The 26,391-nt window shown below is 61.3% G+C and carries 20 protein-coding genes and 1 riboswitch; of the genes, 18 read left to right on the top strand and 2 right to left on the bottom strand.

Features of this window, described 5'->3' with window-relative positions:
* The first annotated feature begins 109 nt into the window (after positions 1-109).
* The gene (locus CSV91_RS05755; RefSeq protein WP_099432131.1) at positions 110-3,577 is read left to right on the top strand and encodes a CAP domain-containing protein; all 3,468 of its coding nucleotides are present in this window, start codon (positions 110-112) and stop codon (positions 3,575-3,577) included.
* A 201-nt stretch (positions 3,578-3,778) separates the two neighbouring features.
* On the opposite strand, the gene CSV91_RS05750 is transcribed toward CSV91_RS05755, so the two are convergent.
* Positions 3,779-5,482 (bottom strand): OPT/YSL family transporter, encoded by a 1,704-nt coding sequence (locus CSV91_RS05750; protein ID WP_099432130.1) that lies wholly within the window; start codon positions 5,480-5,482, stop codon positions 3,779-3,781.
* A 192-nt stretch (positions 5,483-5,674) separates the two neighbouring features.
* On the opposite strand from CSV91_RS05750, the gene CSV91_RS05745 reads away from it, so the two are divergent.
* From CSV91_RS05745 to CSV91_RS05695, 11 genes are all read left to right on the top strand, one after another.
* Positions 5,675-6,526, top strand: coding sequence for a type III pantothenate kinase (locus tag CSV91_RS05745; RefSeq protein ID WP_099432129.1), 852 nt, complete (start codon positions 5,675-5,677; stop codon positions 6,524-6,526).
* An 84-nt stretch (positions 6,527-6,610) separates the two neighbouring features.
* Positions 6,611-7,135 (top strand): deoxycytidylate deaminase, encoded by a 525-nt coding sequence (locus CSV91_RS05740; RefSeq protein ID WP_099432128.1) that lies wholly within the window; start codon positions 6,611-6,613, stop codon positions 7,133-7,135.
* A 170-nt stretch (positions 7,136-7,305) separates the two neighbouring features.
* Positions 7,306-7,584 (top strand): NifU family protein, encoded by a 279-nt coding sequence (locus tag CSV91_RS05735; RefSeq protein ID WP_099432127.1) that lies wholly within the window; start codon positions 7,306-7,308, stop codon positions 7,582-7,584.
* Positions 7,585-7,693: 109 nt separating this feature from the next.
* The gene (lgt, locus tag CSV91_RS05730; protein ID WP_099432126.1) at positions 7,694-8,515 is read left to right on the top strand and encodes a prolipoprotein diacylglyceryl transferase; all 822 of its coding nucleotides are present in this window, start codon (positions 7,694-7,696) and stop codon (positions 8,513-8,515) included.
* A gap of 144 nt (positions 8,516-8,659) precedes the next feature.
* On the top strand, positions 8,660-10,843 hold the full coding sequence (locus tag CSV91_RS05725) for a DUF6020 family protein (protein WP_232049569.1): 2,184 nt from the start codon (positions 8,660-8,662) through the stop codon (positions 10,841-10,843).
* A gap of 164 nt (positions 10,844-11,007) precedes the next feature.
* Complete coding sequence (locus CSV91_RS05720) at positions 11,008-11,814, top strand: YebC/PmpR family DNA-binding transcriptional regulator (RefSeq protein ID WP_006234926.1); 807 nt, start codon at positions 11,008-11,010, stop codon at positions 11,812-11,814.
* A 167-nt stretch (positions 11,815-11,981) separates the two neighbouring features.
* Entirely contained in the window at positions 11,982-12,527 is a 546-nt protein-coding gene (locus CSV91_RS05715; protein WP_099432125.1) for an Asp23/Gls24 family envelope stress response protein, read from the top strand.
* Entirely contained in the window at positions 12,520-12,897 is a 378-nt protein-coding gene (locus CSV91_RS10150) for a DUF2273 domain-containing protein (protein WP_040358983.1), read from the top strand. The genes CSV91_RS05715 and CSV91_RS10150 overlap by 8 nt, the downstream gene beginning before the upstream one ends.
* A 44-nt stretch (positions 12,898-12,941) precedes the next feature.
* On the top strand, positions 12,942-13,457 hold the full coding sequence (locus tag CSV91_RS05705; RefSeq protein ID WP_006234930.1) for an Asp23/Gls24 family envelope stress response protein: 516 nt from the start codon (positions 12,942-12,944) through the stop codon (positions 13,455-13,457).
* 208 nt (positions 13,458-13,665) lie between these two features.
* A complete protein-coding gene (locus CSV91_RS05700) occupies positions 13,666-14,688 on the top strand; it encodes a YitT family protein (protein ID WP_099432124.1) in 1,023 nt (340 codons plus the stop codon).
* Between the two features lie 150 nt (positions 14,689-14,838).
* Complete coding sequence (locus CSV91_RS05695) at positions 14,839-16,149, top strand: DUF4013 domain-containing protein (RefSeq protein ID WP_099432123.1); 1,311 nt, start codon at positions 14,839-14,841, stop codon at positions 16,147-16,149.
* 140 nt (positions 16,150-16,289) lie between these two features.
* Here the strand turns inward: CSV91_RS05695 and CSV91_RS05690 are convergent, their stop codons facing one another.
* On the bottom strand, positions 16,290-17,753 hold the full coding sequence (locus tag CSV91_RS05690) for a M20 family metallopeptidase (RefSeq protein ID WP_099432122.1): 1,464 nt from the start codon (positions 17,751-17,753) through the stop codon (positions 16,290-16,292).
* A gap of 162 nt (positions 17,754-17,915) precedes the next feature.
* Between CSV91_RS05690 and CSV91_RS05685 the strand changes: the two genes are divergently transcribed.
* The 6 genes from CSV91_RS05685 (at position 17,916) to CSV91_RS05660 (ending at position 26,366) form a co-directional block, all read left to right on the top strand.
* Positions 17,916-19,559, top strand: a complete 1,644-nt coding sequence (locus CSV91_RS05685) for an amidohydrolase (protein ID WP_232049568.1) — start codon at positions 17,916-17,918, stop codon at positions 19,557-19,559.
* 920 nt (positions 19,560-20,479) lie between these two features.
* A complete protein-coding gene (gene groES, locus CSV91_RS05680) occupies positions 20,480-20,773 on the top strand; it encodes a co-chaperone GroES (protein WP_022094351.1) in 294 nt (97 codons plus the stop codon).
* Positions 20,774-20,869: 96 nt separating this feature from the next.
* Positions 20,870-22,507 (top strand): chaperonin GroEL, encoded by a 1,638-nt coding sequence (gene groL / locus CSV91_RS05675; protein ID WP_006234938.1) that lies wholly within the window; start codon positions 20,870-20,872, stop codon positions 22,505-22,507.
* A 369-nt stretch (positions 22,508-22,876) separates the two neighbouring features.
* A riboswitch (FMN riboswitch) is annotated at positions 22,877-23,069 on the top strand.
* 5 nt (positions 23,070-23,074) lie between these two features.
* On the top strand, positions 23,075-23,665 hold the full coding sequence (locus CSV91_RS05670; protein WP_099432121.1) for an ECF transporter S component: 591 nt from the start codon (positions 23,075-23,077) through the stop codon (positions 23,663-23,665).
* Positions 23,662-25,566, top strand: a complete 1,905-nt coding sequence (locus tag CSV91_RS05665; RefSeq protein WP_099432120.1) for an energy-coupling factor transporter ATPase — start codon at positions 23,662-23,664, stop codon at positions 25,564-25,566. The genes CSV91_RS05670 and CSV91_RS05665 overlap by 4 nt, the downstream gene beginning before the upstream one ends.
* Positions 25,566-26,366 (top strand): energy-coupling factor transporter transmembrane component T family protein, encoded by an 801-nt coding sequence (locus CSV91_RS05660; RefSeq protein WP_099432119.1) that lies wholly within the window; start codon positions 25,566-25,568, stop codon positions 26,364-26,366. The genes CSV91_RS05665 and CSV91_RS05660 overlap by 1 nt, the downstream gene beginning before the upstream one ends.
* The last annotated feature ends 25 nt before the right edge of the window (positions 26,367-26,391 follow it).

The raw sequence follows: 26,391 nt of genomic DNA, 5'->3' as shown, positions 1-26,391 counted from the left end.
GCGTGAATTTCAAAAAATACGCTGGTCGCCAATGTTGCGCAACAGAATTCAAAAATCGACAGCTACCGTTTGATACGTATGGATACATCCGTGTCAAAGGGAGAAAGCCATGGCAAACTACAGCCCACAACACTTTGAGCCTCGGGTTAAGGCCGTCAACGTCAAGGGCGTTGCCAACCGCGCCGTCGCAACCGTTTTGACGGCGGGCCTCATTGCTCAGCCGCTCATGTCGCCGCTGGCGGCAATCGCCGCACCGTCAACCGATAACGGCGATTCTGTTCAGGGGGGGGGTAGTTCTGTAGAGAACACCGTTGCCGCCGGTAACCAAGCGGTCGTAAAGACGGCTGCCCAGCTGGCCGAGGAGTCGGCAAAGCAGCTCAAGGACGCTCAGGCCGCCTACGATGCCGCCCAGAAGAACGCCGATGCGGCGGGCCAGTCTCAAAAGCAGGCGCAGCAGCAAAAGAATCAGGCCTCGCAGGCTGTGAGCGACAACGAAATCGAGCAGAACGCGGCAGAAGTCGCCGCGCTCCAGGAGAAGATTGACGAGCTCAAAGCCGCCGTCGAAAAGACCGAGCAGCAGCAGAAGAAGCTGGGCGACCTGAACGATCAGCTCGATCAAGCCAACAAGAGTGTCGAGGATAAGACCCAGGCGCTCAAGGACGCCAAGGCAAAGCAGGATGAGGCCAAGAAGGCCCTCGACGATGCTCAGGCCAAGCTCGAGGCCATGGGTATGGACGAGTACGAGGCCGCCAAGAAGGCCGTCGAGGACGCGCAGGCAAAGCTCGATGACGCCAATAAGGCCGTTACTACTGCACAGGCCAATCTGGACCAGGCCAAGGCTGCCGAGGCCAGCGCCCAGCAGGAAAAGCAGAATGCCGAGGCAGCTTTGACGACTGCCCAGGCCAAGAAGCAGGAGACTGCTACTGCTCTCGCAGCCGCAACCACCGCGCGCGATAACGCCCAGCAGAAGTTCAACCAGGCGCAGGCCGCGCTCGATGCTGCCGTCTCGGGTACGGGTGTTGACCTGAGTGCGCTTGAGGCCGCCGAGAAGGCCGCCGCTGGTGAGCTTAAGACCGCGCAGGCGGAGCTCAATGCCGCGACGGATGCCGACGCTACCGCCCAGGCGAACCTGCAGGCGGCCCAGAATACCGCCACCGCCGCGCAGGAGAAGGCCAACGCCGCCAACGCTGCCGTGGCATCTGCCCAGTCTGCATACGATGCGGCAAACAAGGAGTACAAGGACGCGGCCAGTAAGCGTGACGCCGCCAAGGCCGCATACGAGAAGGCGCAGCAGACCGAAGCAGACAAGAAGACCGCGTACGATAAGCTTGTCGAAGTTCGCAAGCAGAAGCGCAGCGAGTGGGAGGCAGCCTGCGCCGCTTCGAACGCCGCGGAAAAGGCTTATGACGCTGCTAATGCCCAGGTTGAGGCTCTTGAGCAGCAGATTGCAGACCTAAAGTCCAACATGACTGTTGACCAGGAAGTCATCAATAAGGGCATGCTCGGCTTTATGGCCTACATCAGCAACAGCAGCGATTTCACCGCCCAGCAGAAGTCGAACGCAAGCACTGCCGCGTCGATGCTCATGGGGACGAAAAGTAAACAGGACTGGTATGGTATTTACGTCGATCAGGACATGTCCCGCGACACCAACCCGCTCTCCTTGGAGCAGATGCGTAATGCCCTGACCTACCTCGATACTCAAAACAACCTCCGCAAGGCGAACGGTCAGTCGGAGCTCAGCGTCAGCCTCCGCATGACTGCGGCAGCAGCCCTTAATGCCTCATATTCATCGAACAAGTGGGGGCACTCGGACTGCTATTTCGACAAGGGAGAAAATCTTGCCGGCGGCGGCGGTGCATATACAGGAGGCGAGACCGAGGATACGCTCGGCTGGCCATATACCGGCCTCTACACCCAGGAGAAGGAGGCATTCGATAAGTACGTCGAGGAGCATGGTGACGCACTCGGAAGCCATCGATATGATTCCTACTATATCTACCAGCACTACAACAGCATCTACCAGGAGTGCGGGCACTATCTCAACATCATCGATGCAGGAGCGACAGCCATCGGTATCGCGACTGGTAGCGGTAAGAATACCGATTCCGAGGTAACCGTTTTCGACTATAGCGGAAGCGCGACCCAGACAGATTTCACTGTCTCCGAGTTCAAGAAGCTCGTGAACGACTACATCGACTCTGCCTACAACGCAGGCGGCACGCAGGCGCAGAAGGCGCAGCTCAAGGAGCTTCAGGGCAAGCTCGCCGAGGCGCAGAAGAACTTTGGAGCTACTAGGGAAGCTTACTTCGCGGCTGTAAACGGGCAGGATGCCGCCCAGGACGCTTTCACCGCAGCCGACACGAACGTGAACACCGCCAAGGGCGAGTACGAGAAGGCTAAGTCCGCCACCGCTTCCGCCAAGTCCGCCTACACCGCCGCCGAAGCCAAACTCAAGGGTATCGACGTCAAGACGCCCGAGACCAAGCTCGGCGCCGCCAAGGGCGAGGCCGCTACTGCCCAGGCAGCTCTCGATAAGGCAAACGCCACGCTTGCTGACAGCAAGACGAAGGCAGCCGACGCCGCTGCTCACAAGGCGAAGGCTCGCAGCGCCCGCGATGCCGCCAAGGCAAAATCCGACCAGGCCAGCGAGGCGTATGACAACGCTACGGCTTCGGTCAAGGACCTTACCGCCAAGCGCGATGCCGCCCAAGCGGACCTTGCGAATAAGCAGGGCTCGCTTGACGAGGCAAAGAAGGCCGACGATGCCGCCCAGGCTGGCGTTGACAAGGCTCAGGCCGCAGATACACACGCCGCGACCGCTCTTTCGGACGCCAGGCAGGCAGTTGCCGCCAAGGCGCAGGCTGTGTCCGACGCGCAGGCCAAGGCCAAGGCTGCCGAGGGCGAGCTGGCCACCGCGAACAAGGCTTTCGAGCGCTTCGCTGGAGCCCAGAAAGCGGTCGACGACGCCAAGGTTGCCTATGACGCTGCTGTCGCCGGTGCCGCCGATGCCCAGAAGCAGCTCGAGGCCGCCAACGAAGCCGTCGTCGATGCGAACCTCGAGATCGTCAAGGCCAAGGCCGAGCTTGCCAGCGATGAGGCACTCAAGGCCGATCTTGAGGCTGTCGACCACAAGGCCTCTCTTGCCGCGGGCACGACGGGCAACGATAAGCTGGTCAAGCTTAACGCTGCCTACGCTTGCTACAAGGCCGCCGTCGATGCTGCCGCTGGTCTCAAGGCTGCCCTGAGCGATGCCGATGCCAAGCTGTCCGATGCCAACGACGCCTATGCCGCTGCACTGGCCGAGCTCGGAGATGCCAAGGATGCCCTGGCTGCCGCTCAGGCCGAGTACGACAAGTATCATCCCAAGGCCGAGCCGCAGAGCAAGCCGCAGGCCAAGCCTCAGGTTGCGCAGGCTGCTGCAAAGGCCCCCGTTGCCAAGAAACAGGCTGCGCCTGCCGCGCTCGCCCAGACCGGTGATGACTCCGCGCTTGCGGGCGAGGTCTTCGTTATCGGCGGTATTACGCTCGTGGCTGCGGGCGTGACGCTGGGCGATCGTCGTCGCAAGCACATGTAGTGATTCGAGCGTCGGCTCTGCAACGAACTTCGGTTCATAGCAGGAACGCTTCGATAGCTTAAGCGATAAGGCCGGCGCGCTGTTAAACGCAGCGCGCCGGCCTTTCTTTGCGTTGGTATCAAAAAGCCCGGTCGGTAGCCGCAAAAGCTACCGACCGGGCAAGTCGTAGGCAATATGGTTGCCGTCGAGCAGCTGCTCAGCTTAGCCCAGCAGGCTCAGGCCAACAGAGACAAACGCCAGGATAACGCCGACGATGGACTCGCCGCCGAGCAGGCCGCTGGCGACAACAAGACCCTGTTCCTGGAAGGCGGCGTCCTTGGCAGCCCTCTCCTCGTCCGAAAGACCGGCCTCGGCGTCGCGGCGGGCGGACCACTTGTCGTAGGCGAGTTTGACGCAGGAGCCCAGGAATGCCGTGAGTGACATGTAGAACGGCAGGTACACGCCCAGACCGATCATCATGGCCGGAATGCCGAGCCAGTACATGACGATGCCGGCGATAAAGCCGCCAACGAACCACGGCACGCTCGGGATGCCCGAGACCATGGTGGCGACGACGCTTGCCTGCGCGGCAACAAAGCTCTTGTCGGGGCCAAAGGCGTCCGGGCCATAGGCAGTGACGAGCGCGACCATGACGGCTGCGGCGACCAAGGCGCCCACGATGCCGCCGATGGCCTGGCCGATCCACTGTGCACGCGGGTTGGTGCCCAGCACGGCGCCGGCCTTAAAGTCGTTCATGACGTCGCCGGCAAGGCCGCACGCCACGGCTACGATGCCGGCGATAAAGAACAGCTTGACCTGAGCGATCTGTGCGAAGGCAGCCACGATGAGCATAACGATGAGGCCAAAAATCTCCATGGGGTCGATGCCCGTCTGGCCGCAGCTCTGTGCGCTCATGATGGTGGTGACAAAGGTGAACAGCGTGACGATGACGGCCGGAACGGGGCCAAGGTCAAGCACGATGGCGATGATCACGGCGATGGCGGCAGCGCCCAGGCCGATGATGCCGGCGTCGAGCTTAAGCGAGCCCGAGATGAGCGACTGCTCATCGGTGTCGGTGGAGCTGTCGGCGGCAAGACCGCGGACGATACCGGCGATCTGCGGCAGGATGTCCTTGAGGACGACGGCGACGCCAAAGCCCATCATGAGGCCCATACCGAGGGACTTGACGATGCCCTGTGCGGTTACAACATCGAATAGGCCGGCAGCGGTGCCGCCCACGATGATGCCAAAGTTGCCCAGCAGCGCGCCAGCAAACCAGAAGGCGACCGGGGCGAAGCCCACGAGGAAGCCGACGGAGAGCAGCATGGGCGAGTTGTAGATGGCAAAGGTTACGCCGGGGATGTTGAGCGTGCATAGCATGCTGGGCACCACGCCCAGGGCGTCGCGAAGCACGCTGTAGATGCCAGCGATGGCCATGGAACCAAAGAGCTGCTTGCCGGTTTTGCCGCCAGCCTCGGTCGCGCGCAAGGTCTGAGCTGCGGCGTTGCCGGTGGGGAACTCAAGCGCGGCGTCCACGATAAAGTGACGGTGGATGAGTGCGGTGGCCAGCAGGCCCAGGATGGTGCCGGCGAGCGCCACGATAAACATGTCGAGCCAGCTGATCTGGTCGGCATAGCCCAGCATCCAGGCGCCCGGGATGGTAAACGCCAGGCCGCCGGCGACCATGGCGCCCGCGGACATGATGGTGTGGGTGACGTTTGCCTCGTTGAGGCTGGCATTGCCCATGAGCTTAAGGAAGAACAGCGAGATGACGGCAGCGAAGACGATCGGCCAGGGGAGAGCGCCCATCTTGAGGGCGGTATAGGCCGAGCTTGCCGTGATGATCACGCAGCCAAGGACGCCGATGACGACACCGCGCAGCGTGAGTTGCCCGCGCATCGAAGCACGGTTCGAGGGATTGCTCATATAGAACTCCTTTGCGTATATCCGCTTCCCCCGGGAGCGCCGCTACGGATACGGCGCGGGAAGTCGGGTTACCAAGGGCCGCCGCGTGAGCTCGCGCACGACCGCGCACCAGTATAGCGGCAAGCTAGTCATTTTGGGATGACTGGTTTAGGTAGGCGATATACTGCTGGGCAGACGAAAGGAGCGCCGACGATGCTTAATGGGTGCGCATATATATTGACGGTCGACGTGGGCAACACGTTCATTCGCTTTGGCCTGTTTGCCGAGGATTCGGCCGCGGCGCAGGAATGCCCGCTTGCGACGTGCGAGATCACGACGCCGTCGAGCATTACGGCAGACGAGGCGCGCATGAGGCTCGCGCAGGTCATGGGCGCACTGGCAGCCGATGCGGTCATGCCGGGTGCACTCGTTCCCGCGGCCGCAGTGCTGAGCTGCGTGGTGCCGGCGCTCGAGCGCCCCTGGAAGGCGGCGCTTTCCCGTACCTGCACGGGGCGCGTGCTCACGGTGGGGCCGGGCCTCAAGACCGGCATGCCCGTGCACTACGACGACCCGGCCGAGATCGGTCCCGACCGCATCGCCGATGCCGTGGCGGCTCGTGCCGTCTACGGCTCTCCCTGTATCGTGATCGACTTGGGTACGACGACCAATATCGAGGTCATCGACGCGCACGGTACCTTTGTGGGCGGCGTCATCGCGCCGGGTCTGGCGCTTGGCGCCCGATCGCTTTCGGCTGCTGCGGCGCGCCTGCCGCAGGTTGAGCCTTCGGCACCCACGCATGTGATCGGCCGCAACACGCGCGAGGCCATGCGCTCGGGCGTGGTCTTGGGCGAGGTGGCCCGCATCGACGGCATGCTCGACATGGTGCTTGCCGAGATGCGCGCGACCAAGGCGGCGGGGGAGGATGGCGTGCCCATCGTCATTACCGGCGACGATGCCGAGGCGCTCGCGGCGTTGGTCGGCCACAGTCTGACGGTAGATGACGCACTGACGCTGCGGGGTCTCGCCGAGCTCTACCGCATCAACCAAAAGCCCCGCCGCGTGTAAAAGTGAGGGCGCCGGTGGGACAAACGCCTCCACCTTTCACCTGCTACAATGGGTCAAACTATTGCGATTACGGAGGTGTCTGCCATGTCGGACGATCTTCATCAAACTTCGTCAGGCAAGCGCCTGGACGTCATTAGCTGGGACGAGTTCTTTATGAGCGTGGCCATCGCCGCGCAGCGCCGCAGCAAGGACCCCAATACGCAGGTGGGTGCGTGCATCGCCAGCACCAACCACCGCATCCTTTCGGTGGGCTACAACGGTACGCCCTCGGCGCTCAACGACGACTTTTTCCCGTGGGGTACGAGCGACGACCCGCTGCAGGACAAGCACAACTACGTGGTCCATGCCGAGGCCAACGCCGTGCTCAACTACCGTGGCTCGCTCAAGGATCTCGAGGGTTCCACGGTCTACGTTACGCTGTTCCCGTGCCACGACTGCGCCAAGATCCTGGCGCAGGTGGGCGTGGGCGAGGTCGTCTACCTGGACAACAAGTACGCCGACACCGATGATGGACGCATCAGCCGCCGCATCCTCGACTCCTGTGGCATCAGCTACCGCCAGGTTATCGTCGATGTTCACATCGGCACCGAGGGGCAGGCTCAGCAGTAGCTCGTGGCAACGCCAGCTGGCGGCAAAACAGCCAAAAGAGACCCGTCCCAAATTGACCGCTCGTGAAAGTCGTGTCCGCACGCATGGCTGGCGCCTAAGCGGGTACATGGCTGTAGTAACATAGCCCCTGTCCGCGGGCGCGCCCGCGTAATTGTGAGAAAGGAGCCCCTGTGGCTGTTAACGAAGAGCTGCTTAAGAAGGTTCTTGAAGAGATTCGCCCCAACCTGCAGGCCGACGGCGGCGATATGGAGTATGTGGGCGTTGACGACGAGGGCGTCGTCAAACTGGAGCTGCAGGGCGCTTGCGCCGGCTGCCCCATGAGCTCGCTGACCCTGTCCATGGGTATTGAGCGCATCCTGAAGGAGCACGTGCCCGGCGTTACCCGTGTCGAGCAGGTCAATGCCTCCGGCGAGACCGACGACCTGTACGACGAGTACGCGCCGTTCTAAGATGCGAAAGCTGCGGACGGCATACTCCGCATAGACGTTACGCCCAAATATGCGGCTGCGAGCGCAAGGCCCGCGGCCGCATTTGTATGTAGGGAGTAGGAGGGTCGACATGCTCAACGACTTCTACCATATGCTTGATCCCGTCGCGATTTCGGCGGGGCCCATCACGATTTACTGGTATGGTCTGGCCTATGTGGTCGGAGCTCTGCTCACGGCGGTCGTCATGTATCGCACGCAGCGTCGCTGGGGCTTTAACATCACGATTGACGACCTGACGAGCGTCGTGGTCGGTGTGGTCTTTGGCCTTATCATCGGCGCCCGCCTGTTCTACGTCATCTTCTACGGCGACGGCTACTACTGGGCACATCCGCTCGAGATCTTTGCCACCAACGAAGGCGGCATGAGCTTCCACGGTGGCCTGGTCGGCGGCATTATCGGCGGCATCATCGTGTGCCGCATGTATAAGCTCGACGCATGGACTCTGGCAGACCTTGCCGTCATCGGCGCGCCGCTGGCCTTGTGTCTGGGCCGTTGTGCCAACTTTGTCAACGGTGAGCTGTGGGGCAAGCCGACCGATCTGCCCTGGGGCGTGGTCTTTGGCGGGACTGCGGGCGATATGCCGCGTCACCCCTCCCAACTCTACGAGGCATTTCTTGAGGGCATTGTGCTCTTCTGCATCCTGCAGGTGCTCAGCCGCAAAAAGCCGCTGCTGCCCCAGGGCACGTTTATGGGCGTGTTTGTGATGGGTTACGGCATCGTCCGCTTCCTCGTCGAGTTCGTGCGCGTGCCCGACGCCCAGCTTGGCTATCTGCTGGGCGGCGTCATCACGATGGGCCAGCTGCTGAGCCTTCCGCTCGTTATTGCGGGCCTGGCGCTCGTCATCTTTGCGCGTCGCCGCAATCGCCCCCAGCGCATCTACCTCGACGCCTAACCACCACATACCACCACAAAGGGGACGGGCGCCTTTGTGGTGGTTTGCTGGGCAACGATGACAGAACCGTAACGTTTCCCCAGATAAAACCTGCCAAAATAAACCTGTCCCTTTTTGGCAGGTTTCTAGAAAGGCTTTCGGACTGTGAAGGATTCCGATCTCTCCACAACGGCTGCGCGCGACGCTGCCCGCATCGTCTGGTTTAAGCGCTACCCCGCCAAGCAGACGCTCATCGCATTTCTGCTCGCGCTGTTGGCGACCACGGCGTTTTCCATCGATCCCGCCCCGGTGTCGAGCAACGCAGTCTTGGCGATTGACCCCAAAGCCTCGGGCATGCTGTACGTGTGCTACGAGGTGCTCCTCTCGTTTGCCGGCCATACCGACGCGGTCATGCTGCTTGCGCTTGCCTGTCTGCTCACGCTGCCGTTTCGCTACGTATTCTTTGGCCGTGGCGACACCTGGCGCCCATCGATTATTCTGCCGTCGCTGTTTTTCGCCATCTGCATGGTGTTCGGCCGCAGCTACGACCTCACCGACTCGGCCGAGATTGTCCTTGGCGACAAGGCCCGCATCATCTGCGCCTGGATTGGCGGCGCGGGCTGGATGCTCCTAGCGATCGTGGCCTTCTATCTGGTTTTTGAGTGTCTAGATTGGCTGAGCTCTCGGCGCATCCCGTTTTCCGAGGCGCACTTTGGCCGCATATGGCGCGTGGCTCACGCCGTGCTCTCGGTCCATCCCTTTGCCGGGCCCTTCCTGGTGCTTATGATCGCCTGGGCGCCCACGCTCATCGCTTCGCTGCCCGGCCTTTTTATGGGAGATACGGGTGCGCAGATTCGCCAGTGGTTCAACTATCCCAACGGCACGAGCGACTACCTGCGCCTACTCAACCCCAGCGTGCTGCTCAACGGGCATCATCCCGTAGTGCACACGGCCATTATCGGCTCGTGCGTTCAACTGGGGCTTTCGCTGTTCAACAGCGCTAACGCGGGCCTCATCATCTATACCTGTGCTCAATTTGTCATCACGGCTGCCTGCATGGCCTATTCCATTTCGTCGCTGCGCAAACTGGGCGTGAGCCTGCCGGTTCGCGGTGCGATCCTGCTGTTCTTTGCGTTTATGCCGATGTTCTCTAACTACGCGGCGTTGCTCACCAAAGACGTGCTCTTTGCCGACGCGTTTTTGGTGCTGCTGGTACAGACCGTCAAGCTCGTCGCATGTGGCCTGCCCCGTCGTGATGCCAATGTCGAGCGAGCGGGCGAGAAAGCCCCCGTGCTCTTTGCGCGCCACGACTGGCTGTTGCTTGCGCTGGCTGCCATGGGTTCCACGTTTTTGCGCAATGGAGGCCTGGTCTTTCCGTTGGCGGCCTGCGTGATTGCGGCGGCGTTTTGCGCATGGGATGTACATGTCGCTCGTCGTGCGGCTAAGCAGACGGGCACCGCGGTCTCATGCGCCACGCCGCGTTTCCGCTGGGTTGGCGTTCTCGCGGTGCTCGCGCTCTGCCTTGCCTCTAATATGTACTTCACCAAGGTCTTTATGCCGGCGCACGATATCACGCCCGGTTCCAAGCGCGAAATCCTCTCGATTCCGTTCCAGCAGACGGCTCGTTTCGTCCAAAAGCACGACGGCCTCAACTCGGGCGTCAACCCCACGGTTAAGGAGGACGGCACCATCGTGGAGGCTCCTTGCGACGGTTTGGTGACCGATGAGGAGCGCGCCGTGATCGATCGCGTGCTCAAGTACGAGAACCTGGGCCGCCGCTACAACCCTGACAAGTCGGACGCCGTCAAAAATTGCTTTAACGAGTACGCCTCGCAGGAGGACATCGATGCCTATTTTGAGGTATGGGCCCAGATGTTTAAGAAGGATCCCGAGTGCTATATCTCGGCGCTCATCAATAACTACTACGGGTACTTCTATCCGAGTGCTCGCGATGCATGGGTCTACAGCACCGCGCGCAGTGCCGAGATCATGGCGAAGCCCGATAACCTCAAGTACTTTGACTTCCATCCGGTCGATAGCAAGGTCGTGCGCTGGTGCGACCACCTGATTAACCTGTACCGCGTGGCGGTGCAGCGCATCCCGTTTATCTCGCTCACCATGAGCTCGGCCACCTATGTGTGGATCATGATCGTCGTGGTGGTTTACCTGTTGCGCCGCCATTCGTGGCGCGCGCTGGCCATCTGGGTGCCGCTGCTGGGCGTGCTCGCCGTGTGCCTGATTGGTCCGTGCAACGGCTCGACCTACATGCGCTACCTGTATCCGGTCATCGCCTGTATGCCCTTCGCCATCGGCGCCACCGTCACCCGCAGCGACTTCCTCTGGTCCTAACTTGATGCATTGGGGTCAGGTTTCTTTGCACCAAAGGGGCCATCATCACGACGCCTTCATTTTGGGGTTTATCTCGCAGGCCAGTAGGTATATCATAACGACGTTTGTTTATATTGCCCGAGCATCTGCGCTGGGCTTTAGGTCGAAACCGATAGGAGACACGTATGTCCGGACACTCTAAGTGGGCCACAACCAAGCATCGTAAGGGCGCGCAGGACGCCAAGCGTTCCGCCCTCTTCTCCAAGCTCAGCCGCAACATCACCGTTGCTGCCCGTCTCGGCGGTGACCCGCTGCCCGAGAACAACGCCAGCCTCGCCGCTGCCGTTGCCAAGGCCAAGGCTCAGTCCATGCCTAAGGACAAGATCAAGTCCGCTATTGACAAGGCTTTTGGTTCGGGTGCTGACGCCGCCGTCTACGAGAACATCGTGTACGAGGGCTACGGTCCCGCCGGTGTCGCCGTCTACGTCGACTGCCTGACCGACAACCGCAACCGTACCGCCGCTGATGTCCGTTCCGCCTTCTCCCACGCTGGTGGCAACCTGGGCACCTCCGGCTCCGTCGCCTTCCAGTTTGAGCGCAAGGGCCAGATCGTCGTCGCCAAGGAGATCCTGGACGAGAACGCCAAGAAGGAGACCATGATCGCCAACGGTGCTGCCGGCGACGAGGATGAGTTCATGATGGCCATCGCCGAGGCCGGTGGCGAGGACTACGAGGATGCCGGCGAGGAGTGGATCGTCTGGACTACTGCCAACGAGGTTATGGCTGTCTCCAAGGCGCTCGAGGAGCAGGGCGTCCAGGTCAAGGGTTCCGAGACCACCATGGTCCCGACCACCCCGACCGAGGTCTCCGGCGCCGACGCCAAGAAGGTTCAGCGCCTCATCGACCGTCTTGAGGAGCTCGACGACGTCCAGGACGTCTACAGCACCATGGACATGACCGACGAGGTCATCGCTGCCCTCGAGGAGGAGTAGCGCCCGCACGGATTGAGCCGTGCATATCTGGGCATAATGAAGCGAGCATGCAAGCCTCGTGGAATAGATGAGCCGGATCCGCGTGCAATGAGGCACCGGACCCGGCTCTTTTATAATGATGCGAACCGTTTTGCATTTCGAGAGCCGAGATTTGAAGGGGGCGCCACGTGCGCGTACTCAAACGAGCCCTAGCGATTGTGTATCTTGCCACCGCCATCGTGGCGCTGGGTACGCTTGTCTGCCAGTTTTGGGGGCCGTATACGTATCGCTTTATGCTGCTGATGCGCGACCCCATGCCGCGCATTGTCGTGACGGCATGCGGCGGAGTTGTGGCGATCGGCGTGCTGGTAAGCTTCTTCCGCCTGATGTTCGCCCGTCGCGAGCCGTCCTGCGTGCATCCGGCGGGGGAGCGCAATATCGAGGTCACCCTTGCGGCGCTTTCTTCGTGTGCTAGGGCTGCTGCCGAGCGCGACGACCGCGTGATGGTCGAGCATGTCGAGGCCCGCGTCCAAGGCCCCGACGATTCGCACGTCCGATTTAAGGTCGAGGCTATCGCGCTTGACGATAAGGACGTGGCATCTCTGGCTACCGCGATGCAGCAGCGCATCGAGGAAGCTTGCGACACCATGCTCGGCACGCCGGGTACGACCACGCGCGTCCGTTTTTTGCCGTCCAAGACTACCGTCCAGACCGTGGAGGTTTCCGGTGAGTGATACCAATCAAGATAAGACCGCTCGTACGCCGCGCCTGACGATTGACCAGAGCGCCACACCGGCGAGCGAACCTGTTGATTCCAAAGCAGAGGCAACCGAGTTACAAGACGCGGCAGCCGCGGATTTTGACGAGGCTATGGGTCTCATCAAGGGTACGGGCGCTGCCATCTGGAGCTATGCTGTGCGTCATCCCAACACCACGCTCGGCGCCGTCGCTGGCTTTATCCTCGCTGTGTTGGTGCTCACGTTGGGCCTGTGGGACACGCTCGTCATTGCATTCTTCGTGCTGATCGGCGCTGTGATCGGCCAAATTCGCGACGGCGAGAACGGGATCGTCAACTTTTTCGGCCGTCTGTTTAGCGGTCGCTAATATGTATTCGACTGTCGCATCCGCGGCAGGCATAAGGAGGAACCATGGCTTTTAATACGAAGGTCGATGTAGCCGATACCGAGCTCGAGGCAGACGAGACCGTCACCGCCGAGGCCGAGGACGTAACGCTCGAGGATGAGGCGCTCGTCGAGGCCGAGTCCGATGTGGATGAGGATGACGAGGAAGCGGACGAGTCCGAGGACTCGCTGACCTATTCCAACGGTGTGATCGAGAAGATCGTCGCCATGGCCACCCGCGAAGTTCCGCACGTTCTGGGCATGAAGGGTAACCTCATGCACTTTGTGCAGGAGCAGTTTGGTGCCGAGAATCTGACCAAGGGCGTGACGGTCGAGGTCACCGATGACAATCGCGTGGTCGTCAACATCTCCGTCATCATCGAGTACGGCGCCTATGCGCCCGCGATATTCGACGATGTCAAGGCGCGCGTCACCGAGCGCCTTGCCGCGATGACCGGCCTTGAGGTGGCGGGCGTCAACCTGCGCATCGAGGACGTCATCACCCCCGAGGAGTACGAGCACCGCACCAGCCAGCACGAATAACCTTCCAAAAAGGGACAGGTTTGTTTTGGCAGGTTTTATCTGCGAAAACATTAAACGGCCGACCGCGTAAGCAAAAGCGTGGCCGGCCGTTTTTTGTATGCCCCCCGATGTAGGCATACCGCTCGTCTAACTAGGGGTTGCAATCGTCGCGTTCCGCGTTACCCTAATGGGCGCATTGTTTCCAAATCGTTAACGAGGAGCTGCCGTAATGGCCGACGAGCACGAAACAGAAAGCAAGGCATGGGCGATTGAGGCCGCCGCTGCAGAGGCGGCATCGCGTGCTGCCGAGGAGGTGCATCGTCCTCCCGTGGTGCCGATGGAGCGCGTGGTTGATCGCACCGATATCGAGCGCGGCGAGCGTGCCGGTCAAAAGCGCAGCCAGGAGCCGGGCTTCCCGCGCTTTTTTGCCGAGCTCAATTTGGGCCTGATTCTTACGGCCTTTGCCATCGTTGCGTTTAAAACCCCTAATCACTTTGCTTTTGGCGGCACCTCGGGCGTGTCGGTCATTCTGTCCACGCTGTTCCCGACTCTGCCCGTCGGCGTCTTTATGTGGATTATCAACGCGGTTCTCGTCGTTTTGGGCTTTATCTTTTTGGAGCGCAAGGCAATCCTGTGGAGTGTCTTCGCCTCGTTTGCGCTGTCCGCCTATGTTTCGCTGTTTGAGCTCTTTATTCCGACCGATGTCTCGATGACGGGCGATATGTGGCTCGACCTGTGCTTTGCCGTCATCTTGCCGGCGCTCGGCAGCGCCATCGTCTTTGATATTGGTGCCTCGACGGGCGGCACGGACATCCTCGCCATGATTCTCAAACGCCGCACTACGCTTGAGATCGGCCGTGCGCTGCTGTTGGTCGATATCGGCATCGTGACCATCGCGGCCTTCTTGTACGGTCCGCGCGTCGGTCTGTACTGCGTGCTCGGCCTGTTTGCCAAGACGCTTGTGGTCGACAAGGCCATCGAGAGCATTCACCTGCGCAAAGTCTGCACGGTCATTTGTTCCGAGCCCCTTAAGGTCGAGGAGTTTATCGTCAAGCATCTCAACCGTACGGCGACCATCAGTCGCGGCTACGGTGCCTTCTCGGGCAAGTGCGTGACGGTGATTATGAGCGTGCTGAGTCGTCGCGAGGCCGTGCAGCTGCGTCGCTACGCGCGCGAGATCGATCCGGGTGCCTTTATCACGATTGTCGACAGCTCCGAGATCGTCGGCAAGGGTTTCCGCGGAACGAACTAACGCGGTCGAGCTCATCAAACAATCGAATAGCGCCCTGCGCGTTGCAAATACGTCATGTTGGAGCATTTGTCCCCACATTGGGTGATAATGATGCTAAAGACATCGTTTGCGATCCAGATGATTCGCTCAAGATACGAAGGGATGATCTCGATGTTCTGTTCGCAGTGTGGTGCCCCCATGGGCGATAACGACAAGTTCTGCGGCGCGTGTGGTGCCCCCAATGCCGGTGCCGCAGCCTCTGCCCCTCAGGGTCAGCCCCAGCAGTTTGCTCCGCAACCGCCCGTGGCGAATGCGTCCAAGGGCTGTGTGGCTCAGGCGTTTGAGGACATGACCAAGACGCCGGGCGTGCTGCAGCGCGTGTGCCAGATCGCCTTTTTGCCGGCGCTCATCTGTGTCGTGTCAGTGCTCGTGCTGTTCATTCCCGTTATCGGCGGTATCGCGGCTGCCATCGGCTTTTTGGCTGCCTGTGTGGCAAGCGCGTGCGGTTCTGGCTTTGGCATCGAATGGGGCCGCGACCTGTCGCTTAAGGTCGATGACGGCATGGATCGTCCGCTGATACGCTCCACGTCGTTTGGTCTGGGCGTCTTTTCGGGTGTTATCTCGGGCGTGCTCAAGGTTATCGCTGCCATTCCCGTTATCGGTGTGGCGCTTTCGCTGGTGGAGAGCGTGGTAATTGGTGCCGCGGGTTCGTATTCATATTACGGCTCTTATGCGCTCGAGGCCGCGCTGATCGGTTCGCTGGGCCTGTTTGTTCTGGCTATGATTGCCGCGGCGGTCCTGGGTGTCTTCTTTACCATGTTCGCCGACATCGCCGTGATGCACTTTGCGGTGACCGGCCGCGTCGAGAGCGCGTTTTCGCTCGATAAGGTCTGGGCGGCCTTTAAGAACAATAAGACCAAGCTGTTCTGCGCTTCGTTCCTTCCCGAGTTTTTGACGGGCCTGGTCGCCAACGTTGTCACCTGGATCCTGACGTTCGTCTTTGGCACCATTGCCTCTGTCGGTATGTATAGCTACTACTACCGTCCTACGGCTATTGAGGCGCTTGTTACCGGCGGCGGCATTACGCTCGTATTGTTCTTGGTGCTGACGGCGTTTGTTACGGTATTCCTCACGGTCTTTGGCAACATGCTCAAGCATCGCGCCGTTGGCTATTGGGTTGCACGCTACGCAAGCGAGTGGGCCGACGAGGACAAGGACGACGTCCTGACTTTTGTGCTGCCGTTTGAGAAGAAGTCTGCTCCGGCTGGTTTTAGCGCCGACGCAGCGCCCGTATCCGATTCCGCTGCGGCGCCGGCGCCTGCGCCCGAGCCCGAGCCTGAGCCTGAGCCCGCGCCCGTGCCTGAGCCCGAGCCCGCGCCCATGCCTGAGCCCGAGCCCGCGCCCATGCCGGAACCGGAGCCCGAGCCTGCGCCTGAGCCCGAGCCTGCGCCAAGCTCCGACGAGGACCCGCAGGACGAGTAACCCTGCCACCTGCCATTTGGGGACGGGGTAGAAACGGTAGAAATAGCGCTTGACAAATAAGCGGGGACGGACGTGCCGAAGCGTCCGCCCCCGCTTTGATATCGCGATGCGGCTATGACTGCGAGATGGTCGTGGATCGACTACTCGTCGTGCTTCTCCTCGCGGCGAGCGGCGGCGCGTGCATCGTGGATGCCCTTGATCGCGGCATGACGAGCCGTGCGGGCGTCATGGATGGCGTCGCGAGCCTCGGCGGTCGTTGCCTTGGCAGAGCGCAACTTGGCGGCCAGGTCGGGGTTGGTTTCGGCGACCGCGGTGATCGCGGGGCCGTCGAGCTCCTCTTGTGTGGGCTCGGCCAAAAAGTCGATGGCATACTGGGCGGCCACCATGGAGCCCTTTGCCAGCACAGTCTCGTCGATCTTGTAGAAGCAGGAATGTTGGGCGTACGTGGCGCCAATCTTGGGGTTGCGCGTACCTACAAAGGCGAGCACGCCCGGTACACGGCGCAGGTACTCCGAAAAATCCTCGCCCGAAAGTGTGCCGCGATAATGGCCTTCGCCGGCTGCACCCAGGCACTTGACCACGGCCTGACGACAACGCTCGCTCGAGGCGGCATCGTTTTCGACCTTATAATTGGCGATGGTGTAGTCGGTGAGCTTTGCCTCGGCGCCCAAGGCGGCCGCGGTATGCTCCACGATGCGGCGCATGAGCTCCGGCATTTCCTCGTGGGTCGAATCTCCGTAGGTGCGCACCGTGCCGGCGAGGTAGGCCGTGCCGGCGATAACGTTGCGCGCGGTGCCGCCGTGCAGCTCGCCGACGGTAATGACGGCCGGCTCGTAGGGGCTGATCTCGCGCGAAACGATGGTCTGCAGGGCATTGACGATCTCGGCGGCCACCATAACGGCGTCGTGGCCGCGCTGGGGCATGGCACCGTGGCATGAGGTGCCGCGAACATCGATGCGGAACCAGTCGGTATTGGCCATGCGCGGTCCGGGCTCGCAGCTCACGGTGCCGGCGTCGACCTCACTCCAGATGTGCGCGGCGTAGGCGCCATCGACGCCGTCGAGCACGCCCGTGCCGATCATGAGCTTGGCGCCCTGGCCGTTTTCCTCGCTGGGCTGGAAGACGATGCGGACTTCGCCGTGGATGTCGTCGGTCATATGGCGCAGGATTTGCAGCGTGCCGAGCATCATGGCGATGTGGCAGTCGTGGCCGCAGGCGTGCATGCAGCCCTCGTTGACGCTGGCAAACTCCTCGCCGGTCTGCTCGGTGACGGGCAGGGCGTCGATATCCGCGCGCAGCAGGATGCGGCGGCGCGGCGTGCCGTCCTCGTGGTAGGCATCCGACGCGGTACCGCGAAGCGTTGCCACCAAGCCGGTCTTGAGCGGACGCTCGTAGGGGATATTCATGGCGTCGAGCTGGTTAGCGATGTCGGAGGTCGTGCGCTCCTCGGCAAGGCTCAGCTCCGGGTGCTTATGGAAGTGCCGGCGCTGCTTGATGATATAGGGTTCAAACTCGGTAGCGATATCTTTGATGGCTGCGGTGACGTCGTCAGCCGCGCGAGCCTCGGTCGCCGCCATAATCTGCTGTGCCTTGGTCTTCGTCATGGTCGATTTGCTCCTTGCTGGGTTGATCGCAAAATCGTACAGGCTCTCTCCAGTATGCCACCTGCCGCTAGGGCTGGTAAAGTTGCCGTTTGCCGCTTGGGGTTTTGTTACAAGGGCGGGGGAGTACACTCGGGGGTGTTGAATTTCCTGCCAGAGATGGGGATGCCCATGCAACATATCGATCGGATTATCCGCTCCAAGAACGTCTTTACCGCGCAAGACGGCATCGATACCGCCCGCGAGCTGGCGATTGCCATCGCAGGCGACCGTATCGTCGCAGTCGGTGCGCCCGATGACGTGATTGCCGCCGCTCCTGCCGCCACGTCGGTTATCGACTACGGCGAGCAGTTTGTCTGCCCCGGTTTCCACGATGCGCACTTGCACTTCTTCCATACCTCGGTCGGCTCCTCGCCGTACATGCTCATGGATATGGGTACGTCCGAGGCGGCGCTGGTGCAGCACGCGCTTGAGTTTTCCCAGGGCCTGCCCGATGACGCCTGGGTTGTAACGCAGGGCTGGCGCGACTACCGTTGGGACCCGCCCGAGCATCCTACCAAGGCGTCGCTCGATGCGGCATTCCCCGATCGCCCCTGTGTTATGTATTCGGGCGACGGGCACACGCTGTGGCTCAACAGCCGCGCACTCGAGGCGCTCGGCGTCACGCGCGACAGCGAGCCTCCGGCGGGCGGTAGCTACGACAAGGATGCAAACGGCGAGCTCACGGGTATCGCTCACGAGGCGGCCGCCATGCAGCTGCTTCCGCGCTGCCTTGAGTGGCTGGGGGAGGATCGCATTGCAAGCGCTTACGCCGATCAAATGAGGCGTATGGCCGAGCAGGGCATCACCTCGATCTGCGACATGTCGCTCATGCCCATGCCGGGCTGCGATTTTATCCGCGACGACGTCTACGACAAACTGCAGGCAGCCGGCAAGTTGGGCATCCGAGCCCATCTGTTCCCCACGCTGCTGGATGACCAGTCGCGCTTGGAAGAGCTGCAGGCACGTTACGCGAACAATGTGCTGCTCTCGGCGCCTGGTTTTAAGCAGTTCTTCGACGGTGTGTCGAGCGAACACACGGCATATCTCACCGAGCCCTATACCAATCCACGCTTCCCGGGCGACCAGGGCCGTCTGACAGTTCCTGTCGAGCGCATGCGTAAGCTGGTTCTGGCGGCTGCGGAGCGCGGCCACACCGTGCGCATCCACGTCATCGGCGACGGTGCCATCCATGCCGCGCTCGATATCTTCGAGGAAGCGGCCGAACTGTACGGCCTGCCCCAGCACGGCCATAACACGCTCGAGCACCTGGAGAACCTTCTGCCCGAGGACATCGAACGCCTGCGCAGGCTCAACGTGGTTGCTTCGAGCCAGCCCTGCCACATTACACTCGACCCGGGTGGACCGGAGCGCGATCTGGGCCTGGAGCGTAGCCGCATCATGTGGCCGTTCGCAACCTATAAGCAGCGCGGCATTCGCCAAGCCTTCGGTACCGACAGCCCTATCACGCCCGTTACCAGCATGAACGTGCTCTACACGGCTATCACGCGCCAAGACCCCAAAAGCCACTGGCCCGAGGGCGGCTGGTTGCCGAGCGAGCGCATCGATGCGGCAACGGCTCTGCGCAACTACACCCTGGGCAGCGCCTATGCAGCGGGCGACGAGCAAAACCTCGGCAGCCTGGAACCCGGCAAATACGCCGATCTGGTAGTCCTGGACCAAAACCCGCTCACCATCGACCCCCAAGAGCTCCAGGACACCAAAGTTCAGGCCACCTACCTGGCAGGCAACCTAATCTACGAGCGCTAAGTATTCATGTCTTACCGTTAAACGCGGCTTGGGCAGCTTATTTTGGGATGGCGCTCGAGCCGCGTTTGTTTGCCAATGGGGGTTCGTTAGGAGCGTCCCCGCCCTGCTTGATCTGGGCGCGGGGCGGAGGCGCCGCTTCCCCGCGCGCTCAATTTGGACATCAGCGATGCTTTCTCTTAGCGTTTTGCATACTTCCAGTTGCAGATTGCAAAAAAAGTTGAGATGTTCTTTCCGGTCCTGATGTACCCCCGCCTGGGCCGTGCAAAAAATGGAGTATTCAGCACCGTGAGCTCTGCCGGTGCCGCTGCAGTCGGGTGGCATTGCGGAGATCGACGTCATTTTGGGGTCCGGTGCGGCGCGAGGCACGCTTTTTTGTCCTAACGGGGTTTGCCCGTCGACCCAAATCGCAGGTCAAAGGCGTTCTTGGGACCAATATGGTGTGTCCGGCGCGTATGCAGCCGTCCTGGCCTGCTGAAAACTCCCAAAAATGCACGGTGTTCCCCAGGGGACCCGTGCGCGCGGCGAAAACCATTCCCGCATTCCTATCCGCATCGCCATTTTACTGCACTGACTTTTCTGAATGCCGGGCCCGAATCAGTTAACCTGCCTCCCGTGTGGCTCCGGCGGGGCGGGGCATAAGGTTTATCGCGAGTTCCGCACGAGCCGAAGGCCACTTAATGTGGCCTTCGTGCGAGCAGGACTGCCCGAGCAGGAAACCTTATGCCCCGCCCCTCCGCAGCCACACGGGAGCCACTGCTAAGTTATCCCCCGGCATTCAGAAAATCTAAGTGCCAAAAAATAAGATTTTTTGACTCCGTGTTGTATAACCCGCCATTCGTGGGTACCATTCAACGCGTACGCAAACAAAAAGGGTTAATTCGCGTGGTATAACCGCGCGGCCCAAAAAGGAGGAGACAAGCATGTCGTCTTTGAAGCCGCTTGCAGATCGTGTTCTGGTCAAGCCCGACGAGGCCGAGCAGAAGACCGCTTCTGGTCTGTATATCGCCAGCAACGCCCAGGAGAAGCCGCAGCGCGGCACCATCGTTGCCGTTGGCGCCGGCAAGGTCAACGACAAGGGTGAGCGCATCCCCATGGACGTCAAGGTCGGTGACGTTGTCATCTACGGTAAGTTCGGTGGCAACGAGGTCAAGGTCGACGGCGAGAAGTATCTGCTGATGCGCGCCGACGACATCTACGCCGTCGTCGAGGCCTAGTCTCGTCAGAATCTCTGATTCGTCTTTGAACGCGATCGTCGCATAGGACTCGGAAGCGGCGACGCGAGTCACATTTCTTTTGGAGGATTACCTACCATGGCAAAGAACATTACGTTCAACACCGATGCCCGCGCTAAGCTTGCCAAGGGCGTCAACACTCTGGCCGACGCCGTTACCGTCACCATGGGCCCCAAGGGTCGCTATGTCGCGCTGCAGCGCACGTTCGGCGCCCCGACCATCACCAACGACGGCGTTTCTGTCGCCAAGGAGATTGAGCTCGAGGACAACATCGAGAACATGGGTGCCCAGCTGGTGAAGGAGGTTGCCACCAAGACGAACGACACCGTGGGTGACGGCACCACCACCGCAACCCTGCTCGCTCAGGCCATCGTCAACGACGGTCTGCGCAATGTCGCCGCTGGCGCCAACCCGCTGGCCATCCGTCGCGGCATCGACAAGGCTGTCAACGCCGCCGTCGCCGAGATGAAGAAGCAGGCCAAGCCGGTCGAGACCAAGGAGCAGATTGCTTCCGTCGGTACCATCTCCGCCGGTGACCCCGAGGTCGGCGAGAAGATCGCCGAGGCCATGGAGGTCGTGGGCAAGGACGGCGTCATCACCGTCGAGGATTCCCAGACGTTCGACATCACCATCGACACCGTCGAGGGCATGCAGTTCGACAAGGGCTATGTCTCCGCTTACTTCGTCACGGATAACGACCGCATGGAGGCCGTGATGAAGGATCCGTACATCCTCATCACCGACCAGAAGATCTCCAGCGTCCAAGACATCATGCCTGTTCTCGAGGCTGTCCAGCGCGCTGGCCGTGGCCTGCTCATCATTGCTGAGGACATCGACGGCGAGGCTCTGCCTACCCTGGTCCTCAACAAGATCCGTGGCGCCCTCAACGTCTGCGCCGTCAAGGCTCCGGGCTACGGCGATCGCCGCAAGCGCATCCTCGAGGACATCGCCGTCCTCACTGGTGGTCAGGCTGCTCTGGACGAGCTGGGCGTGAAGGTCGCTGACATCACCGCCGATATGCTCGGTACCGCTAAGTCCGTCACCATCTCCAAGGACAACACCGTCGTCGTCGGCGGCGCTGGCTCCAAGGAGGCCATCGATGCCCGCATCGCCCAGATCAAGGGCGAGATGGAGAACACCACCTCTGACTTCGACCGTGAGAAGCTCCAGGAGCGCCTGGCCAAGCTCTCCGGTGGCGTTGCCGTCATCAAGGTCGGCGCTGCTACCGAGTCCGAGCTCAAGGAGATCAAGCATCGCGTCGAGGACGCCCTGCAGGCTACCCGCGCTGCTGTCGAGGAGGGCATCGTCGCTGGCGGCGGCGTCGCCTTCATGGACGCTGCGCCTGCGCTCGATGCTGTCGAGATTGACGACCCCGAGGAGAAGATCGGCGTCGATATCGTCAAGAAGGCTCTGACCGCTCCGGTCGCTACCATCGCCAAGAACGCTGGCTTTGAGGGCGCTGTCGTGGTCGACAAGGTTGCCGAGCTGCCCGCCGGCCAGGGTCTCAACTCTGCCAACGGCGAGTGGGGCGACATGATCGAGATGGGCGTCCTCGACCCCGTCAAGGTCAGCCGCGTCACCCTGCAGAACGCTGCTTCTGTCGCCAGCCTGATCCTCATCACCGAGGCTACTGTCTCCGATGTGCCCAAGAACACTCAGCTTGAGGACGCTATCGCTGCTGCTACTGCTGGTCAGCAGGGCGGCGGTATGTACTAAGGCCGACAAGGTCTAGAACTCCCACCGGGAATCCGGGGGCGTGACGGGGGTTTCTCTCCGGAACGTCCTCGGACATGCAAAGGGGCTCCGCATCGCGCTTCGCGCTGCGGAGCCCCTTTGCGTCCTGCGGAATGTTCCGGAGAGAAACCCCCGTCACGCCCCCGGATTCCCTGCGTTTACGGCCTTGAGGTCGGCGTGGGCGGAGATCGTGGCTGATAGGGATACGTATCCCAGTTGCTGTTTCGCGCTTTGCGCGAAAGGCGCATCACTTTGGTGTGAGTGAGAGATGTGGTTGTTGCGGCAACTGATCCCCACCACAAATTACCCTCGGCGTACTTGCGCCCTTCTTCCCTCGTGCTACACTTGCAATTGCTGTTTCAGGGCGGGGTGGAATTCCCCACTGGCGGTAAATCGGGCGGTGCCAAAGGGGTGCCGTGGCGCAGGCGAGGCGTCTGCGACCGAGCCGATGAGTCCGCGACCCGTGTGTGCGTTGGTTCGCATGCCGGCTGAACTGGTGAGATCCCAGTACCAACGGTTAGAGTCCGGATGAAAGAGGCAGGTGATCTTATGTCTGAACAGTCGCAGCATATCCATTTTGAGAACACGAATAGGTGGAGCACCAAACAGCTCGTTACCATGGCGCTGATGTGCGCCTTGGGTGCCCTGTTTATGTACGTGCAGCTGCCCATCCTTCCTTCGGCGCCGTTTTTGACGTATGACCCGTCGCTGGTGCCGGCGATGGTGTGCGGATTTGCGTATGGCCCTGGTGCCGGCACTGCCGTTGCCGCCATGGCGATCGTTATCCATGCGCTCACCACGGGTGACTGGGTCGGCGCGCTTATGAACCTGGTTGCCACGCTGGGCTACATTCTGCCCGCGGCTATTGCCTACCAGAAGATGCATACCTATAAGGGTGCCGTGATTGGCTTGGTGCTCGGCGTTATTGCCGCTACGGCGTTGTCTATGGTCGCAAACCTTACCATTGGCGTATGGTTCTGGTATGGCTCGGTCGATGTGATCGCCCCGCTCATGATTCCTGCCGTGCTGCCGTTCAACCTCATCAAGACCGTGCTCAACTCGGTGTTGACGCTTGCGGTGTACAAGGCGGTCTCCAGCCTCATCACGCCCAAGAAGGATCAGGTCAAAGGTCGCGCATGATTGAGTGCCGAGGTGTTTCCTTTAGCTATGACGGTGCCGTACCGGCACTCGACGGCGTCGATCTGAGCATCGAGGACGGGGAGTTATTCTGCATCCTCGGTGGCAATGGGTCGGGCAAGTCGACGTTTGCCAAGCATCTGAATGCGCTGCTGCAGCCCGATGCGGGCACAGTACGCATCAACGGCATGGATGCGTCCGATCCCGAGCTGGTCTACGACATTCGTTCGACCGCGGGCATGGTATTCCAGAATCCCGATGACCAGCTGGTGGCAACGCTTGTCGAAGATGACGTTGCGTTTGGTCCCGAAAACCTTGGCGTGCCATCGGCACAAATTGCGCAGCGCGTACGTGAGGCGCTGAAGGGCGTGGGCCTGGTGGGCTTTGAGCGCCACGAGACCCATGCACTTTCGGGTGGCCAAAAGCAGCGCGTGGCGCTTGCCGGTGTGCTCGCCATGGAACCGCGCGTGCTCATATTGGACGAGGCTTCTTCGATGCTCGATCCGCGTGGACGCAAGGGCCTCATGAAGGCTTGCCGCGCGTTGCACGATCGCGGCATGACCATCGTGATGATTACGCACTTTATGGAAGAGGCCGCCGAGGCCGATCGTGTCGCGGTATTTCGGGCGGGGCACGTTGCCATGCTCGGTACGCCTGAGGAGATTCTGACGCGGGCAGATGAGCTCGCGGAGCTCAACCTGGATATGCCTGCGTCGTGCTGCTTGGGCACGGCGCTTCGTGCGAAGGGCGTGCCCGTTCATGCGCAGGTGCGCGAGGCGGATATGGTCGCCGAGATTGCGCAGGTATATGCCGACCGGAGTGGGGAAGACACCGCAGGGCGGCCTTCTGCATCTGATTCTCGTGTGCTCGACAACGTCTCCTCTGCAACCGACGGGACAGCCGTGTCGGAGCCCTTCATCGAGATTTCGCACCTCTCGCATAGTTACTCGCTGAGTGCCCGCGAGCGCCGTCGATGGCGCAAGCGCTCGGCCACTGCGGGCAAATCGAATAAACAGGCTCTCTGGGGCAACGACCCCAGCAGCCCGTGGGCGCTGCGCGATGTATCTCTGACGGTGCGTCGCGGCGAGTTCCTGGGCTTAGCAGGTCATACCGGTTCGGGTAAGTCGACGCTGGTCCAGCATCTCAACGGTTTGATTCGCCCCCAGGAGGGATTCGTTCGCGCGCTGGGGCTCGATCTGTCAAACAAGAAAGACGCCGCCGCGGTTAAGGCCAAGGTCGGCGTGGTGTTTCAATATCCCGAGCGTCAGCTGTTTGCCGAAACCGTGACGCAGGACGTGGCGTTTGGCCCGCACAACCTTGGCTTGCCGCAAGATGAAGTCGACCGTCGCGTCGAGTCGTCGCTCTCGCGCGTGGGCCTCGACCTTTCCACGGTCGGCGACAAGAGTCCCTTTGAGCTTTCGGGCGGTCAGCAACGGCGGGTGGCGTTTGCCGGCGTGCTTGCTATGGAGCCCGAGGTCCTGGTACTCGATGAACCCATGGCGGGGCTCGATCCGGCTGCGCGCAGGGATTTCCTTGAGCTTATCGATCGACTTCACCGCGATGGCCTGACCGTTGTCATGGTTTCACACAGCATGGATGACCTGGCCAATTGCTGCGACCGTATCGTCGTAATGAACGAAGGTGCGGTGTTTGCCGAGGGAACCCCCGCGCAGGTGTTTGCGCATGCCGATGAGCTCAAGTCGATCGGCTTGGGCGTACCTGCTGCTCAGCGCATGGCGTTGGCGCTCGCGGAGGCGGGCGTGCCGCTGCGTTGCGGCGGGCTCTATACGGTTGAGTCGCTGGCCGACGAGCTGGCAGATTTGCTGATCGGTCGCTCAGACGGTCCTTCTAACGTCGCGGACATTGCTAAATCCAAGACGGTCGCGCGAGAGGAGGGCTGCTAATGGAGGCGTTTTCGTTTGGCAGCTACTATCCCGGCGATAGTGCAATCCACCGCCTGGACCCGAGAACCAAGTTGCTCTTGGGCTTTGTGTTTTTGATCACGACGCTTACGGTCAGCGGCTTCCGCGGACTGGCACCGGTCGCAATTTTCGTCGTGCTGATCTATGCCGTGTCTCGGGTGCCGGTTCGTCGCGTTCTGTCGTCGATGGCGCCGCTGCTGGCAATCGTCGTCGTGGTCGCGGTGCTCAACTTGTTTACCGATCAGAGTGGGCGCATCCTGTGGCAGCTCGGCTTTCTGCGGATAAGCGAGGGCTCGCTGCATTCCGCCGCTTTTATGACCTGCCGTCTGACCTTGATGATGGCCTGTATGAGCGCTATTACGCTCACCACGCCTACGCTCGACCTCACCGCGGGCTTTGAGCGTCTGCTCGCACCGTTTGCGCGCGTGGGGCTCCCTGCGCATGAGCTCGGCATGATCATGGGCATCGCGTTGCGCTTTATGCCGCAGTTCGCCACCGAGATGAAGCAGACGGCGGACGCGCAGGCAAGCCGCGGTGCACGCGTAACGGGTGGCCCGCTCGGCGGCGTGCGTATGCTCGGCAGTGTGGCGATTCCACTGTTCACGGGCGTGTTCCGTCATGCCGAGACGTTGTCTGCCGCCATGGATGCCCGTTGCTATCATGGCGAGCAGGGGCGTACGCGGCTGCATGCGCTTATGTTTGGCCGCGTCGATGCGCTGGCCGCGGCGGCTATAGCGCTACTGGTGACAGTGGTTCTCGTTGTCAATCTGCAACTTGTTTAGGGCGCGATTCGAGCGCAAGAAAGGG

The organism is Collinsella aerofaciens, from assembly GCF_002736145.1.
Taxonomy (GTDB): Bacteria; Actinomycetota; Coriobacteriia; order Coriobacteriales; family Coriobacteriaceae; genus Collinsella; species Collinsella aerofaciens_A.
Note: the sequence above shows the minus strand (reverse complement) of the source record. Positions and strands in the feature narration are given on the sequence as shown.